Annotated in this window: 12 protein-coding genes and 1 pseudogene; 9 read left to right on the forward strand and 4 right to left on the reverse strand. The window is 60.6% G+C overall.

Annotation, left to right across the window (positions count from 1 at the left end; translation table 11 throughout):
• Positions 1 to 34: 34 nt before the first annotated feature.
• Positions 35 to 727 carry a L,D-transpeptidase gene (locus QO005_RS06430; RefSeq protein ID WP_307157403.1) on the forward strand — a complete coding sequence of 231 codons (693 nt, stop codon included), beginning with the start codon at positions 35 to 37 and terminating at the stop codon, positions 725 to 727.
• Positions 728 to 783: 56 nt separating this feature from the next.
• Here QO005_RS06430 and QO005_RS06435 read toward each other — a convergent pair whose 3' ends face one another.
• The 3 genes from QO005_RS06435 to groES form a co-directional block, all read right to left on the reverse strand.
• A complete protein-coding gene (locus QO005_RS06435) occupies positions 784 to 1,329 on the reverse strand; it encodes a hypothetical protein (protein ID WP_307157175.1) in 546 nt (181 codons plus the stop codon).
• Positions 1,330 to 2,235: 906 nt separating this feature from the next.
• Positions 2,236 to 3,873, reverse strand: coding sequence for a chaperonin GroEL (gene groL / locus QO005_RS06440; protein ID WP_307157176.1), 1,638 nt, complete (start codon positions 3,871 to 3,873; stop codon positions 2,236 to 2,238).
• Between the two features lie 65 nt (positions 3,874 to 3,938).
• Positions 3,939 to 4,235 (reverse strand): co-chaperone GroES, encoded by a 297-nt coding sequence (gene groES, locus QO005_RS06445; RefSeq protein ID WP_307157177.1) that lies wholly within the window; start codon positions 4,233 to 4,235, stop codon positions 3,939 to 3,941.
• Positions 4,236 to 4,402: 167 nt separating this feature from the next.
• Here groES and chrA point away from each other — a divergent pair, with 167 nt between their 5' ends.
• The 3 genes from chrA to QO005_RS06460 all read left to right on the forward strand — a co-directional run bounded on the left by chrA (position 4,403) and on the right by QO005_RS06460 (position 7,690).
• Positions 4,403 to 5,743 (forward strand): chromate efflux transporter, encoded by a 1,341-nt coding sequence (gene chrA / locus QO005_RS06450; protein WP_307157178.1) that lies wholly within the window; start codon positions 4,403 to 4,405, stop codon positions 5,741 to 5,743.
• A gap of 97 nt (positions 5,744 to 5,840) precedes the next feature.
• A complete protein-coding gene (locus QO005_RS06455; protein WP_307157179.1) occupies positions 5,841 to 6,692 on the forward strand; it encodes a TIGR01459 family HAD-type hydrolase in 852 nt (283 codons plus the stop codon).
• A gap of 17 nt (positions 6,693 to 6,709) precedes the next feature.
• A complete protein-coding gene (locus tag QO005_RS06460; RefSeq protein ID WP_307157180.1) occupies positions 6,710 to 7,690 on the forward strand; it encodes a bifunctional riboflavin kinase/FAD synthetase in 981 nt (326 codons plus the stop codon).
• A gap of 8 nt (positions 7,691 to 7,698) precedes the next feature.
• Here the strand turns inward: QO005_RS06460 and QO005_RS24275 are convergent.
• A pseudogene (locus QO005_RS24275) lies at positions 7,699 to 7,788 on the reverse strand (invasion associated locus B family protein); the annotation flags it as partial.
• 199 nt (positions 7,789 to 7,987) lie between these two features.
• On the opposite strand from QO005_RS24275, the gene QO005_RS06465 reads away from it, so the two are divergent.
• From QO005_RS06465 to QO005_RS06485, 5 genes are all read left to right on the forward strand, one after another.
• Entirely contained in the window at positions 7,988 to 8,239 is a 252-nt protein-coding gene (locus QO005_RS06465) for a hypothetical protein (RefSeq protein WP_307157181.1), read from the forward strand.
• Positions 8,240 to 8,486: 247 nt separating this feature from the next.
• Positions 8,487 to 8,684, forward strand: a complete 198-nt coding sequence (locus tag QO005_RS06470; protein ID WP_307157182.1) for a DUF3311 domain-containing protein — start codon at positions 8,487 to 8,489, stop codon at positions 8,682 to 8,684.
• Positions 8,674 to 10,146, forward strand: a complete 1,473-nt coding sequence (gene mctP / locus QO005_RS06475) for a monocarboxylate uptake permease MctP (RefSeq protein WP_307157183.1) — start codon at positions 8,674 to 8,676, stop codon at positions 10,144 to 10,146. The genes QO005_RS06470 and mctP overlap by 11 nt, the downstream gene beginning before the upstream one ends.
• A 527-nt stretch (positions 10,147 to 10,673) precedes the next feature.
• A complete protein-coding gene (ileS, locus tag QO005_RS06480; RefSeq protein WP_307157184.1) occupies positions 10,674 to 13,583 on the forward strand; it encodes an isoleucine--tRNA ligase in 2,910 nt (969 codons plus the stop codon).
• Positions 13,584 to 13,785: 202 nt separating this feature from the next.
• Entirely contained in the window at positions 13,786 to 14,406 is a 621-nt protein-coding gene (locus QO005_RS06485; RefSeq protein ID WP_307157185.1) for a hypothetical protein, read from the forward strand.
• Positions 14,407 to 14,494 lie beyond the last annotated feature (88 nt).

The raw sequence follows: 14,494 nt of genomic DNA on the forward strand, positions 1-14,494 counted from the left end.
GATCATCAAGCGATGGAGAGGGGTATTCATGGGAATGATGACGGTAAAGAGCGTGCTGGCCGGAATGCTGGCATTGCAGATGGTGATGGCGGCTTCGGCCGAGGCCGCTCCCCGGCCAGCGGATGATCCGGCCAACTCCACCGCAAGTTCGGTGGTGACGCCGGACATGATGAAGCGTCCGGTGCCGGACAAGTTCAAGCGCCGTCTGGTGCGGCTCTCCACCAGCGAGCAGCCCGGCACGATCATTATCGATACCAACAACAAGTTTCTCTATCTGGTCGAAGGCAATAATCGCGCCACGCGCTACGGTGTCGGCGTCGGCCGCGAAGGCTTCGGCTGGTCCGGCGTGGTGAAGATCGGCCGCAAGGAAGAATGGCCGAGCTGGCGTCCGCCCGAGGAAATGCGGGTGCGCGAGGCGCGCCGGGGTCACATGCTGCCGGTGGTGCAGCCGGGCGGGATCGATAATCCGTTGGGCGCGCGCGCCATGTATCTCTACAAGGGCAATCAGGATACGATTTTCCGTATTCACGGCACCAACCAGCCCTGGTCCATCGGGCTCAACCTGTCCTCCGGCTGCATCCGCATGAACAACAAGGATGTCGAGGATCTTTATGCCCGCGCGCCAATCGGCACCAAGGTCATCGTCGTCGGCCCCGGCAACAAGCAGGGCGATGTCAGCTATGACGATCGCGGCATTGACATCTTGAGAACGATCTTCGGCGGCTGATCGGTCATCTCGGCATTCACGCATCTACAGGGACCCGAAAATTTCGGGTCTCTTTTTTAGTCCATCACCCGTTGATCGTCGCCGGCAGGTGGTGCGGTAAAGTGCGGAAAGACGAAGATACCGCGGATCACCTCGACCGGAGGCCGCAGCATGTCCAGTGGACTGACGCTGGAGAGCGGCAGGCTTACCCGATGCGGCTCCCCTGCCAGCGCTTGCATCAGCGAGGAGGGTGGGCACGGATCCGTCAGCCGCTCCAGCGACCGTCCCAGACAGAAGACCGGATAGCGAAAGCCGCTGTTGACGATGGTGGCGGAAAAGCAGAAGGACGAAGGCGTCGTGGCAGCCTGTTCGAAGATCGACAGGATATGGCCCCGGTCTTCGGCTTCATAGCAGCGTGTCAGGCTGAGCAGTCCGCATTCCGGCAATGAAAGACCGTGGAGCGCCACCGCCCGTGGCCCCAGTTTCAAAACGCCATTGGCAAGGTCACTCGTCCATTCCTCCACGGCGGCATAGGGGGCGATCGCGGGATAATCATCATTGTCCGCCACCAGGCCTGTTGTCAGGTCTGCCTTCGGATCGAGTGCCGTTAAAATCTTAAACAATGTGCTCACCCCCGAGGTAGAACGCGGACGGCTCCACCCCTTCCTTTGTCCCCAACTCCGCCCCGATTGTGCCAGACACACCAGGGACGCTGTCATTCTATCTTGCTTTTTTCGTTCCAAGCGCAAAACCGGCTCAGACATGTTCTCTGCTTTTCAGCCATGTCCAAACGGGAAACGGTGTCCCACCATCCCTGGAAATGTCAGTTCGGAGCAGACCGGGGTCATACCCCTTACCCGGCCTTCTCCACCTTTGATGCATGCTCTTGCGAAGGTCGGGGCGAGGCATTGCCGTCCCGACATCTGGAGCATGTCCGGCGAACACAGGATTGCCGGACAGACTCTATCTTTTTGTTTTTACGCATGTCCGGACGGAAAACCCGAAACAGCCGGAGTTTTGCTTTTATGCGTTCCCATGAAGAATTCCCGCCCGCTTTCCTGAACAGATCCCGGTGATTCCCGCTGAGAAAAATGAATAATCCTCACATACTGAAAAAACCTGTCAAAAAAAAGCGGGAAGATGTCAGTTGTGTGGTTGTCTGGCGAGACTATTTCCGGGCGAAGTCGCCCTCGCTCCTCCCAGTGGCTGCCTCTTGCCGATCCAGCCATAAATTCGAATTTAAACGGATACAATATTTCAGATACGTTACAGATTAAGATTTTAACGCCATTTCTCAGATTTTCTCTAAAGCGCACGCAAAAAGGGCGGCCCGAAGACCGCCCTTTCCGAAATGAACCGACTGGCTCAGATATGTAAGGCTATTGCCTTATCACGATCCATGTCCATGCCGCCCGTTCAGCGCGCTTGACGCGCTGAACCCCTAAGAATGTCGCGCGCTTGACGCGCTGAACCACTTTAAGTGCATGGGCGAAGCTTTATGGCCGCGCTGCGATAAGGCTACTGCCTTATCACATCATGTCCATGCCGCCCATGCCGCCCATGCCGCCCGGCATAGCCGGAGCGTCCTTCTTCGGCAGTTCGGCGATCATGGCTTCCGTCGTGATCAGCAGCGAAGCAACCGAAGCGGCGTTCTGCAGAGCGGTGCGAACAACCTTGACCGGGTCGACGATACCCATGGCGATCATGTCGCCATATTCGCCGGTCTGGGCGTTGTAGCCGTAGTTGTCGTCAGCCTTGTCGAGAACCTTGCCAACAACGATCGAAGCTTCGTCACCGGCGTTGTCGGCGATCTGGCGAACCAGAGCCTGAAGCGCGCGGCGAACGATGTTGATACCAGCTTCCTGGTCATCGTTTGCGCCCTTGGCGGTGATCTTCTGGGCCGAACGCAGAAGAGCGGTACCGCCGCCCGGTACGATGCCTTCCTGAACGGCAGCGCGGGTCGCGTTCAGAGCGTCGTCGATGCGGTCCTTGCGCTCCTTCACTTCGACTTCCGTTGCGCCGCCAACGCGGATCACGGCAACGCCGCCAGCGAGCTTGGCAAGACGCTCCTGCAGCTTTTCGCGGTCGTAGTCAGAGGTGGTTTCTTCGATCTGGGCCTTGATCTGGGCAACGCGGCCTTCGATGTCGGACTTCTGGCCGTTACCATCGACGATCGTGGTGTTTTCCTTGGAGATCGAAACCTTCTTGGCGCGGCCGAGCATGTCGAGGGTGACATTTTCGAGCTTGATGCCGAGATCTTCGGAGATCACGGTACCGCCGGTGAGGATGGCGATGTCTTCCAGCATGGCCTTGCGGCGATCGCCGAAGCCCGGAGCCTTGACGGCAGCAATCTTCAGGCCGCCACGCAGCTTGTTGACGACGAGCGTTGCAAGAGCTTCGCCTTCAACGTCTTCAGCGATGATGACGAGCGGCTTGCCGGTCTGAACGACGGCTTCGAGAACCGGCAGCATGGCCTGCAGGTTGGAGAGCTTCTTCTCGTGCAGGAGAATGAAGGCGTCTTCCAGATCGGCAACCATCTTTTCCGGATTGGTGACGAAGTAGGGCGACAGGTAGCCGCGGTCGAACTGCATGCCTTCGACGACTTCCAGCTCGGTTTCAGCGGTCTTGGCTTCTTCGACGGTGATAACGCCTTCGTTGCCGACCTTCTGCATGGCTTCGGCAATGTCCTTGCCAACCTGCGTGTCGCCGTTGGCAGAGATCGTGCCAACCTGGGCAACTTCTTCAGACGTGTTGATCTTCTTGGCCTTGGCCTGGAGATCCTTGACGACTTCAGCAACGGCGAGGTCGATACCGCGCTTCAGGTCCATCGGGTTCATGCCGGCGGCAACAGCCTTCTGGCCTTCGCGAACGATAGCCTGGGCCAGAACGGTTGCGGTGGTGGTGCCGTCGCCTGCGATGTCGTTGGTCTTCGAAGCAACTTCGCGGACCATCTGGGCGCCCATGTTCTCGAACTTGTCTTCCAGTTCGATTTCCTTGGCGACCGATACACCGTCCTTGGTGATGCGCGGAGCGCCGAAGGACTTGTCGATAACCACGTTACGACCCTTCGGGCCGAGCGTGACCTTGACGGCGTCTGCGAGGATATCAACGCCACGCAGCATCTTTTCGCGTGCGCTGCGGCCGAATTTGACTTCTTTAGCTGCCATTTTTCAGGACTCCCGGGCTTGCGCCCCTAAATCTGTGGATTGGAACGAAGGGTATCCGGCTGAAATCAGCCGATCACGCCCATGATGTCGGCTTCCTTCATGATCAGAAGGTCAGCGCCGTCGATCTTCACTTCCGTGCCGGACCACTTGCCGAACAGAACGCGGTCGCCGACCTTGACGTCCAGAGCGATCAGCTCGCCGCTGTCCTTGCGGGCGCCCGGGCCAACAGCGATGACTTCGCCTTCAGCCGGCTTTTCCTTGGCGGTGTCGGGAATGATGATACCGCCCTTGGTCTTTTCTTCAGACTCCAAGCGACGAACCACAACGCGGTCGTGCAGCGGACGGAAATTGGTGCTTGCCATTGTCTAATCCCTCGATCAAATGACATTCGCAATCCGGGTTGGATTGCCTTGAACCTGTTAGCACTCACTGCCTGCGAGTGCTAGCGGCGTTGAGATAAGCACGCTCCCGAGGGGAGTCAAGAATGATCGTGCGAAAAAAATTCATGAAAAAACGGTAGAGCATGCATATGACAGAACCATGTCCATCCCTGCCGCTTGCCCCCTCACGCCCTGCCGTTTCGAAAGCGGACCTGTCTGCCGCCTTTTTCCGGGTCGGGCTCATGAGTTTCGGCGGCCCCGCCGCCCAGATCGGGCTGATGCACCGGCTGCTGGTGGAGGAAAAGGCCTGGCTCACCGAAGCGCGTTTCCTGCATGCCTTGAACTATTGCATGCTGCTGCCCGGCCCGGAGGCGCAGCAACTGGCCACCTATACGGGCTGGCTTCTCCAGGGCGTGCGGGGCGGGCTGATCGCGGGCCTGCTTTTCGTGCTGCCGGGACTGGCGGTGATGCTCGGCCTGTCGGCGGCCTATGCGCTGTGGCATGATATCGGCTGGGTGGCGGGCCTGTTCTTCGGCCTCAAGGCGGCGGTGATCGCCATTGTCTTCGAGGCGCTCTTGCGCATTGCGCGCCGGGCGCTGAAGGATGGTTTCCACCTTCTGCTGGCAGCGCTCGCCTTCCTCGCGCTCTTCGTCTTTTCCCTGCCTTTTCCGCTGGTCGTGGCCCTGGCGGCGTTCTGCGGTTTGCTGCGGACGGTGGTTGGCGTCCGGATCGCCGCGCCGCCGGTAGAGGAGGGGCCTTTGCCCCCGTTGCAGCCGAAAACCCTCGCGCTGTCCGTGCTGGCCTGGACGGCGCTCTGGCTCTCGCCGCTGCTGATCTTCGCCTCAGCGCCGCAGTCCGGGATTTTTCCGCTGCTGTTTTCCTTCTTCGCCAAACTGGCCGTCGTCACCTTTGGCGGGGCCTATGCGGTTCTCGCCTATGTCGGGCAGGTGGCGGTCGAGCATTATCGATGGCTGAGCCCTCAGGAAATGCTGGATGGGCTGGCGCTGGCCGAAACCACGCCGGGGCCGCTGGTGCTGGTTCTCTCCTTTATCGGCTTTCTCGCCGCCTTTCGCGCCTCGGGCGGATGGGAGCCCGTGGTGGCGGGCCTTGTCGGCGGGCTGCTGGTGGCCTGGGCCACCTTCGGTCCCAGCTTTCTCTTCATCTTCGCAGGCGCGCCGCTGATCGAGCGGCTGCGCGGTGAGGCACGGGTCGCCGGTGCGCTCTCCGCCATTACGGCAGCGGTGGTGGGGGTGATCCTCAATCTGGCCGTCTGGCTGGCGCTGCATGTGCTGTTTGCCGATGTCGGCGAGATCCGCCCGTTGGCGGGGGCGGCATTCCCCTGGCCGCAGCTTGCCTCTCTCCAGTTTCCGGCGCTGGCCATCACGCTTGTCTCCGCTTTGCTCCTCTTCGGGCTGCGGCAGGGTGTCGGCCGGGTGCTGACGCTGGCTGCAATCCTCGGCCTTCTCTGGCGTGGCGGCCTGTGGCTATGAGGAGCTTATGGCCGAAGGGGGAGAGAGAAATTCCCTTGCCATCCTTCTCATCCTTTGCAATGTCAGCCCACCGATGAAGTCATGTCAGGAATGATCCATGCCGCAGCAGCTTTCCACCTTTCTCGATGCCGCCAGCCGTTACGACGTTGCGCTCTGCGATGTCTGGGGCGTGCTGCACAATGGTGTCGATGCCTTTCCCGGCGCGGGCGAGGTGCTGACGGCAGCACGGCAGAAGGGCATGACGGTGGTGCTGATCACCAATTCGCCGCGCCCTTCCTCCGGCGTCGTGCCGCAATTGCGCACCCTTGGCGTGCCGGACAGCGCCTATGACCGCATCGTCACCTCCGGCGATGTCACGCGCCGCCTGATTGCCGAGGGACCGAAGAAGGTTTTCCTGCTCGGTCCGGAGCGCGACCTGCCGCTGTTCGATGGGCTGGATGTGACGCTGACCCCGGCGGAAGAGGCCGAATGCGTGGTCTGCACCGGCTTCTTCGATGACGAGACGGAAGTGCCGGAAGATTATCATGAGATGCTGACCGGCTTTGCCGCCCGCTCCGTGCCGCTGATCTGCGCCAATCCTGACCTGATCGTCGAGCGCGGCCACCGGATGATCCCCTGCGCGGGGGCCGTTGCCGCCTATTACGAACAGCTGGGCGGCAAGACCCGTATTGCCGGCAAGCCGCATGCGCCGATTTACGAGGCGGCGCTGACAGCGGCCCGGGAGGCGCGCGGCGGCGAGCTCGACAAGAGCCGCATCATCGCCATCGGCGATGGCATGCCCACCGATGTGCGCGGCGCGGTTTCCGCCGGGCTTGATCTTCTCTATATCTCCGGCGGCATTCATGCGGCGGAATATTCCCTGCATGGCAAGACCGATGAGGCCTTGCTGAAAACCTATCTGGTGGGCCAAGGTGTGACGCCCGCCTTCTGGATGCAACGCCTCGCCTGAGTTTTCGGACATTTTCCATGACTGTGTTTCATCGCAATGAAAAAAAGACCCCGCTGCCCGATGGCCTGAAGGGCGGCGTTGTCGCCATCGGCAATTTCGATGGCGTGCATCGCGGCCACCAGACGGTTCTGAACCGCGCGCTGGATCTTGCCGAGGAACGCGGCGTGCCCGCGCTGGTCCTGACCTTCGAGCCGCATCCGCGCAGCCTGTTCCAGCCCGCAAACCCGGTCTTTCGCCTCACCCCGGCACCGATGAAGGCGAGGCTGCTGGAGGCCATGGGCTTTCAGTCGGTGGTGGAATATCCCTTCGACCGTGATTTCTCGCAGCGCTCGCCGGAGGATTTCGTCCAGTCCATCCTGCAGGATTGGCTGGGCGCTTCGGAAGTCGTCACCGGCTTCGATTTCCACTTCGGCAAGGGCCGCGAAGGCGGACCGGCCTTTCTGATGGATGCGGGCCGCCGCCATGGTTTCGGCGTGACGCTTCTCGATGCCTTCCGCGATGAAAATGCCGAGGTCGTCTCGTCCAGCCGCATCCGGGCGCTGCTGGCGGAAGGCGGCATTGCCGAGGTCAACGGCCTGCTCGGCTATCGCTTCACGGTGGAGGCGGAGGTCATCAAGGGCAAGCAGCTTGGCCGCCAGCTCGGCTTTCCTACCGCCAACATGGCGCTGCAGCCGGAAGCAACCCTCAGGCCCGGCATCTATGCCGTGCGCCTGCGCCGCGCCGATGGCGTGATCCGCGATGGCGTGGCAAGCTTCGGCTACCGCCCGACCGTGACGGAAGACGGTGCGCCGCTTCTGGAAACCTTCGTGTTCGATTTTTCCGGCGATCTCTATGGCGAGGTCTGCGCCGTCTCTTTCTTCGGCCATCTGCGGGACGAGTGGAAGTTCGACGGCCTCGACGCGCTCGTCACCCAGATCCGCAAGGATGAACAGGACGCCCGCGCCATGCTTTCCGGCGTGCGGCCGCTGAGCGCCCTGGATCAGAAAATCGCTTTTTAGAGCGCCGATCTGATTGCATCAGATCGGCGCTCTAAGGTTCTCTTTTTGAAGCATAATCTTATTCGTCCTCGTTTCACTCCGGTCGGATTATGCAGCAGATGTAAAGGGTTACAGCGAACCTTTGTGCGCCATGTATGGCGCACGGCGCTGTAGCAAGGCTTGCGTCAGGCGCAGGGCAGGTCTGCCGAAAAGCGGGGTCTGCGCGGTGAAAAATGCTGTAGAAGCCCGTGCTTGCGCATTTTTTGCAGGCAACTGCCTCATAACCGTTCAGAGAGCCAGATAGAAGGAGTACGTGTCATGAATGAGTGTGTTGATCAGCGTTCGCTTTTCCGGTCTTCCCCGCGTTTTACCATTGGCCGTGATCAAAAAGGCTTCTGGGTCCTTCAGGATAAGACCAACCGGCTCGGCGGCCTTTTCGCCAGCGAGGAAGCAGCGCTGAAATTCGTATCGAAGGAATGCAAGGATCACACCGCCGAGATCAGCCGTGCTCCCGCATCCATGACGGTCGAGCTTGCTGCCAGCGAAACACGCCTTTCCCGCGCCGCCTGACGCGCCTGCCTCTTTGGGGGCGTTCAAGAAATTTGTAAAAAACAGCCTGTCTCACTCAAGACAGGCTGTTTTTTTGTTCGTAACTACTACTTTAGATTTTAATATTGCATTATTTTGCGTAAAAAGTGTTGTTAAATTGCGCAAAGTCATATTCTGGGCGGTTTTAGGGTTGCGGCACGCCAGCGAATGCGGAAGTCTCCGCGTTCGGCGGGGGAAAACGCCCTCGGTCCTGCCTTGGGAGGCTTTCATGCACAAACCTTTATGGACGGCGGCCTGCTGGCTGCTTGTCATTCCCTATATCGGGCTGCTCTGGGTGCCGTTCTACAACAAGAGCGAGCCGCAGCTTTTCGGATTTCCGTTTTTCTACTGGTATCAGCTCGGCTGGGTGCCGCTGGCCTCGCTCCTGATCTTCGTCGCCTACAGGAGCTTCCGCGATGACGAATGACATCAACGTGACGGCGCTGTCCGTCTTCATCTTCTTCTTCGTCCTCGTCACCGTCATGGGTTTCGTCGCCGCCCGCTGGCGCAAGCCGGAAACGCTCGCCCATATCGATGAATGGGGGCTTGGCGGCCGCAAGTTCGGCACCTGGATCACCTGGTTTCTGGTGGGGGGCGATTTCTACACCGCCTATACCGTCATTGCCGTTCCGGCGCTCGTCTATGCGGTCGGGGCCTATGGCTTCTTTGCGCTGCCTTACACGATCATCGTCTATCCCTTCGTTTTTCTGGTCATGCCGGTTTTGTGGCGGCGCGCCAAGGAGCATGGCTATGTCACGGCGGGCGATGTGGTGCATGGCCAATATGGTTCGCGCGCGCTGGAGCTTGCCGTGGCGCTCACCGGCGTCATTGCCACCATGCCCTATATCGCGTTGCAACTGGTCGGCATGGCGACGGTGCTGAAGGCGCTCGGCCTGCATGGGGAAGTGCCGCTTGCCATTTCCTTCATCATTCTGGCGCTCTACACCTATTCGGCGGGCCTCAGGGCCCCGGCGCTGATCGCCTTCGTCAAGGACATCATGATCTATATCGTGGTGATCACGGCCGTCGCCGCCATTCCGCTGAAGCTCGGCGGCTATGCCAATGTGTTTGCCGCCGCCGATGCCGCCTTCCAGGCCAAGGGCTCGGGCGGGCTGCTGCTCGGCTCCAACCAGGTTGTTGCCTATGCCTCGCTGGCGCTGGGCTCGGCGCTGGCCGCCTTCATGTATCCGCACACGCTGACGGGTATTTTCGCCTCGAATGGCGGCAATACCATTCGCAAGAACGCCGTGCTGCTACCCGCCTATACGCTGCTGCTCGGTCTGCTGGCGCTGCTCGGCTATATGGGCCATGCGGCGGGGCTCAAGCCCCAGAGCCCGAACGACATCGTGCCGATGCTGTTCGATACGCTGTTTCCGGACTGGTTCGCGGGCTTTGCCTTCTCGGCCATCGCCATCGGCGCGCTGGTGCCTGCGGCGGTGATGAGCATCGGTGCGGCCAATCTCTTTACCCGCAATTTCTGGAAGGCCTATGTCAATCCAGATGTCTCGCATGCGGGTGAGGCGCAGGTGGCCAAGGTCACGTCGCTGCTGGTCAAGGTGGGGGCGCTTCTGGTCATCGTCTTCCTGCCCACCCAGTTTGCGCTGGATCTGCAATTGCTGGGCGGCATCTGGATCCTGCAAACGCTTCCGGCCCTGGTCTTCGGTCTTTACACCAACTGGTTCCGCGCGTCCGGCCTGCTGGCGGGCTGGGTGGTTGGCTTTGCCGGCGGCACCTGGCTGGTCTGGCTGAATGGCTGGAAGCCGCTGCATGCCCTCTCGCTCGGCGGTGCGCCGGTCACCGTCTATATCGGGCTGCTGGCGCTTGCCGCCAACATCCTCGTGGCGGTGCTCGTCAATCTTGTCGCAGGCGGGGGCAAAGCCCGCGCCTGACAGTCTGTTCAAGAATTGCTGCTGGCCTGGCGAAAATGGTGATTTCGAGAACCGGAACGGAGCGTACTTAGAGCGCTTTTCAATCTGATTAAATCAGATCGGCGCTCTAAGCTTCTATTTTTGAAGCATAATCTTGCCGATCCTCGTTTCACTCCGGTCGGATTATGCTCTAACGTACGTGAGTACCGGAAGCGCAGAAATTGCCATTTGCAGACGGCCAGCGGCGATTATTGGACGGACTGTGAGGGATCGGGTGGCGGCGGTCTAGGCCCGCTGCCACCCTTCTTTTTGCTTTTCTTTCGGGGCAAAAGCGCTTAAACAACCGCCCGATGACAAAGCTTGAGCCAATAAGCACGCTGCGAATTATTGGCCCGGCCTTTCGCGCGGCCTGAAGGCCAGCCGAAGGGTCCGGGTTTTTGGCGTTTGTCCAGCGTCTGCCCCGCGCGCAGACGTGCTGCCGAAACGCCCCTTTCCTCCCTCATCGCACTTCAAGGCGCGCGCAAAGCCGCCCATTCAATGGTTGGACCATGACCGAGACCACGGACAAGCAGGACTATTCCTCCACCCTTTATCTGCCGCAGACGGAATTTCCCATGCGCGCCGGGCTGCCGCAAAAGGAGCCGGAACTGGTGGAGCGCTGGAAGAAGATGGATCTCTACAAGCGCCTGCGTGCCTCTGCCGCAGGCCGCGAAAAATTCGTGCTGCATGACGGCCCGCCCTATGCCAACGGCAATATCCATATCGGCCACGCGCTGAACAAGATCCTCAAGGACGTCATCACCCGCTCCTTCCAGATGCGCGGCTTCGACAGCAATTACGTGCCCGGCTGGGATTGCCACGGCCTGCCGATCGAATGGAAGATCGAGGAAAAATACCGCGAGAAGGGCAAGAACAAGGACGAAGTGCCGGTCAACGAATTCCGCAAGGAGTGCCGGGATTTCGCGAGCGGCTGGATCAAGGTGCAGGCCGAGGAATTCCGCCGCCTCGGCATCGAGGGCGATTTCGACAATCCCTACACCACCATGAATTTCCACGCCGAAGCCCGCATTGCCGGTGAATTGTTGAAGATCGCCAAGAGCGGCCAGCTCTATCGCGGCTCCAAGCCCGTCATGTGGTCTGTGGTGGAGCGTACAGCACTCGCCGAAGCGGAAGTGGAATATGCCGAGGTCGAGAGCGATACGATCTGGGTGAAGTTTCCGGTGGGTGGTGCAGGCAGCCTGTCCGATGCGTTCGTCGTCATCTGGACGACGACCCCTTGGACGATCCCCGGCAACAGGGCGATTTCCTTCTCGTCCAAGATCGGCTATGGCCTCTATGAAGTCACCGCTGCTGCCAATGAATTCGGTCCGCAGCCGGGTGAAAAACTGATCTTCGCCGACAAGCTGGCCGCTGAGTGCTTTGCCAAGGCAAAGCTGGAATTCACGCGTCTGCGCGACGTGAAGGCCGAGGAACTGGCAGCCATCACCTGCGCCCACCCCCTCAAGGGTCTCGCTGGCGGCTACGACTTCGCCGTCCCGCTCCTCGACGGCGATCATGTCACTGACGATGCCGGTACGGGCTTCGTCCATACCGCCCCCGGCCATGGTCGCGAGGACTTTGATGCCTGGATGGCCAATGCCCGTGAACTGGAAGCGCGCGGCATTTCCTCGAAAATCCCCTTCACTGTCGGCGATGACGGCTTCTACACCGAGGATGCGCCCGGTTTCGGCCCCTCGGCGGAAGGCGGTGCGGCCCGTGTCATGGACGATAACGGCAAGAAGGGCGATGCCAACAAGCGCGTCATCGAGGCGCTGATCGCCGCCAACACTCTTTTCGCCCGGGGCCGCATCAAGCATGAATATCCCCATAGCTGGCGCTCTAAGAAGCCGGTGATCTTCCGCAACACGCCGCAATGGTTTGTCACCATGGACAAGGATTTCGGTGACGGCTCGACCCTGCGGTCTCGCGCCCTGTCCGCTATCGATGACACACGCTTCGTGCCTGCCGGTGGCCAGAACCGCCTGCGCGCCATGATCGAAAACCGTCCGGACTGGGTGCTGTCGCGTCAGCGCGCCTGGGGTGTACCGATCGCCATCTTCGCGGATGAAAAGGGCGAAATCCTCGTGGACGACGCGGTCAATGCCCGCATCATCGCAGCTTTCGAGGCCGAAGGCGCGGATGCCTGGTTTGCCGAAGGCGCCAAGGAGCGTTTCCTGGCCGGTCGCGACGATCAGGACCGCTGGACCATGGTGAAGGATATTCTCGATGTGTGGTTCGATTCCGGTTCCACCCATACGTTTACGTTGGAAGACCGGCCCGATCTGAAATGGCCTGCCGATGTCTATCTGGAAGGGTCTGACCAGCATCGCGGCTGGTTCCATTCCTCGCTCCTGGAAAGCTGCGCCACGCGGGGCCGCGCGCCCTACAAGGCCGTCGTCACCCACGGGTTTACGATGGACGAGCAGGGCCGCAAGATGTCGAAATCCCTCGGCAACACCGTGGTGCCGCAGGATGTGATGGCGCAATCGGGCGCGGATATCCTGCGTCTGTGGGTGATGAACACCGATTACGGCGAAGACCAGCGCCTCGGCAAGACCATCCTCCAGACCAATATCGACGCCTATCGCAAGATCCGCAACACCATCCGCTGGATGCTCGGCACGCTGGCCCATGACACCGGCGACGCCTTTGCCTATGCCGATCTGCCGGATCTGGAAAAGCTGATGCTGAACCGGCTGGCGGAGCTGGACAGGCTGGTGCGCGAGGGCTACGACGCCTTCGATTTCAAGCGCATCACCCGCGCGCTCACCGATTTCGCCAATGTCGAACTGTCGGCCTTCTACTTCGATATCCGCAAGGATGCGCTCTATTGCGATGCGCCGTCGTCTGCCCGCCGCCGCGCGGCACTCTATGTCATCCGCAAGCTGTTCGACTGCATCGTGCTGTGGTTTGCGCCCATGCTGCCCTTCACCACGGAAGAGGCCTGGCTGTCGCGCAATCCGCAAGCTGAATCCGTGCATCTCGAACAGTTCCCCACCATTCCGGCGGAGTGGCTGAACCCGGCGCTGGACGAGAAGTGGGTGAAGATCCGCAAGGTCCGCTCGGTCGTTACCGGCGCGCTGGAAGTGGAGCGCAAGGACAAGCGCATCGGCTCCTCGCTGGAGGCAGCCCCCGTGGTGCATGTAGCCGATGCCGCGCTGCTGGCAGCCCTTGACGGGGTGGATATGGCGGAAATCTGCATCACCTCGGCCATTTCCGTGGTCAAGGGTGAGGGCCCGGCGGAAGCCTTCCGCCTGCCCGAGGTCGCAGGCGTTGCCGTGGAGCCGAAACTGGCGGAAGGCCGCAAATGCGCCCGTTCGTGGCGGATCACGCCGGATGTCGGTTCCGATCCCGATTATCCCGAGGTTTCGGCCCGCGATGCCGCTGCCTTGCGCGAACTTGCTGCGGTGCAGGGTTGATTTCTTCTCGCGGCATTTGCTCTTTTGCTGATCTTTCGGTAAAAGCTGCCTGAAATTGGCCGGAATTTTCTTTCAGGCGAGAGACACTCGCCTGAAATCTCCGCGAGCCTGCGCAGATACGCTGCACAGGCCGTGGTGGCTGGGGTGGAGCATCGAGCTGTGGCGCTGCTCTGGCGCGTCATGCTGAAAGGCTGGAAGATTTATGGTAAAGGCACGTATGGTTCGCGTTGGCATGACCTTGGCCGGCATTTTTGCCGCCTGCACCAGCTTGAGCAGTTGCATGAGCGGCCCGACCTACGGGACGGACAAGACCGCCATGGAACAGCTGGCGGATGACCTTGGTTCCGCCGCCTCGATCTCCGGCAACAAGAAGCCCGAGGGCAAGTATAGCCCGCGTCCCGATCTTGTGCTGCCGCCCAAGGGTGCCCAGGCAGAACTTGTGCAGCCGCAGACCTCGCTTGCCAGCAAGGACAATCCGGAATGGGTGGAATCGCCGGAAGATACGCGCAAGCGTCTGGTGGCCGAGGCCGACGCCAATTCCAACAATCCGAATTACCGCTCGCCGCTGCTGGCCGGTTACGGCACCAATGGCACGATGACAGAAACCCAGAAGTGGCAGGCCTTCCGTGACGCGCGCAAGATCCAGAAGGGTGCCTATCTCGATCAGCGCCGCGTGCTTTCCGATCCGCCGGACAGCTACCGCATGGTGGACGAATCCAAGCTGACCGATCTGGGTGAACCGGAAGCCAAGAAGGAAAAGCGCCGCCAGAAGGAAGCGCAGATCAGCAATTCCGGCAAGAACTGGTGGCAGCCCTTCCAATAAGAGCCGATTATTATTTTCTAATCCAGGGTCCCAGCTTTTCCTCCGTCATGGTCGGGCTTGACCCGACCATCCATAAGGCGCCTGCAGC

Source organism: Allorhizobium paknamense (genome assembly GCF_030815125.1).
Classification (GTDB): domain Bacteria; phylum Pseudomonadota; class Alphaproteobacteria; order Rhizobiales; family Rhizobiaceae; genus Allorhizobium; species Allorhizobium paknamense.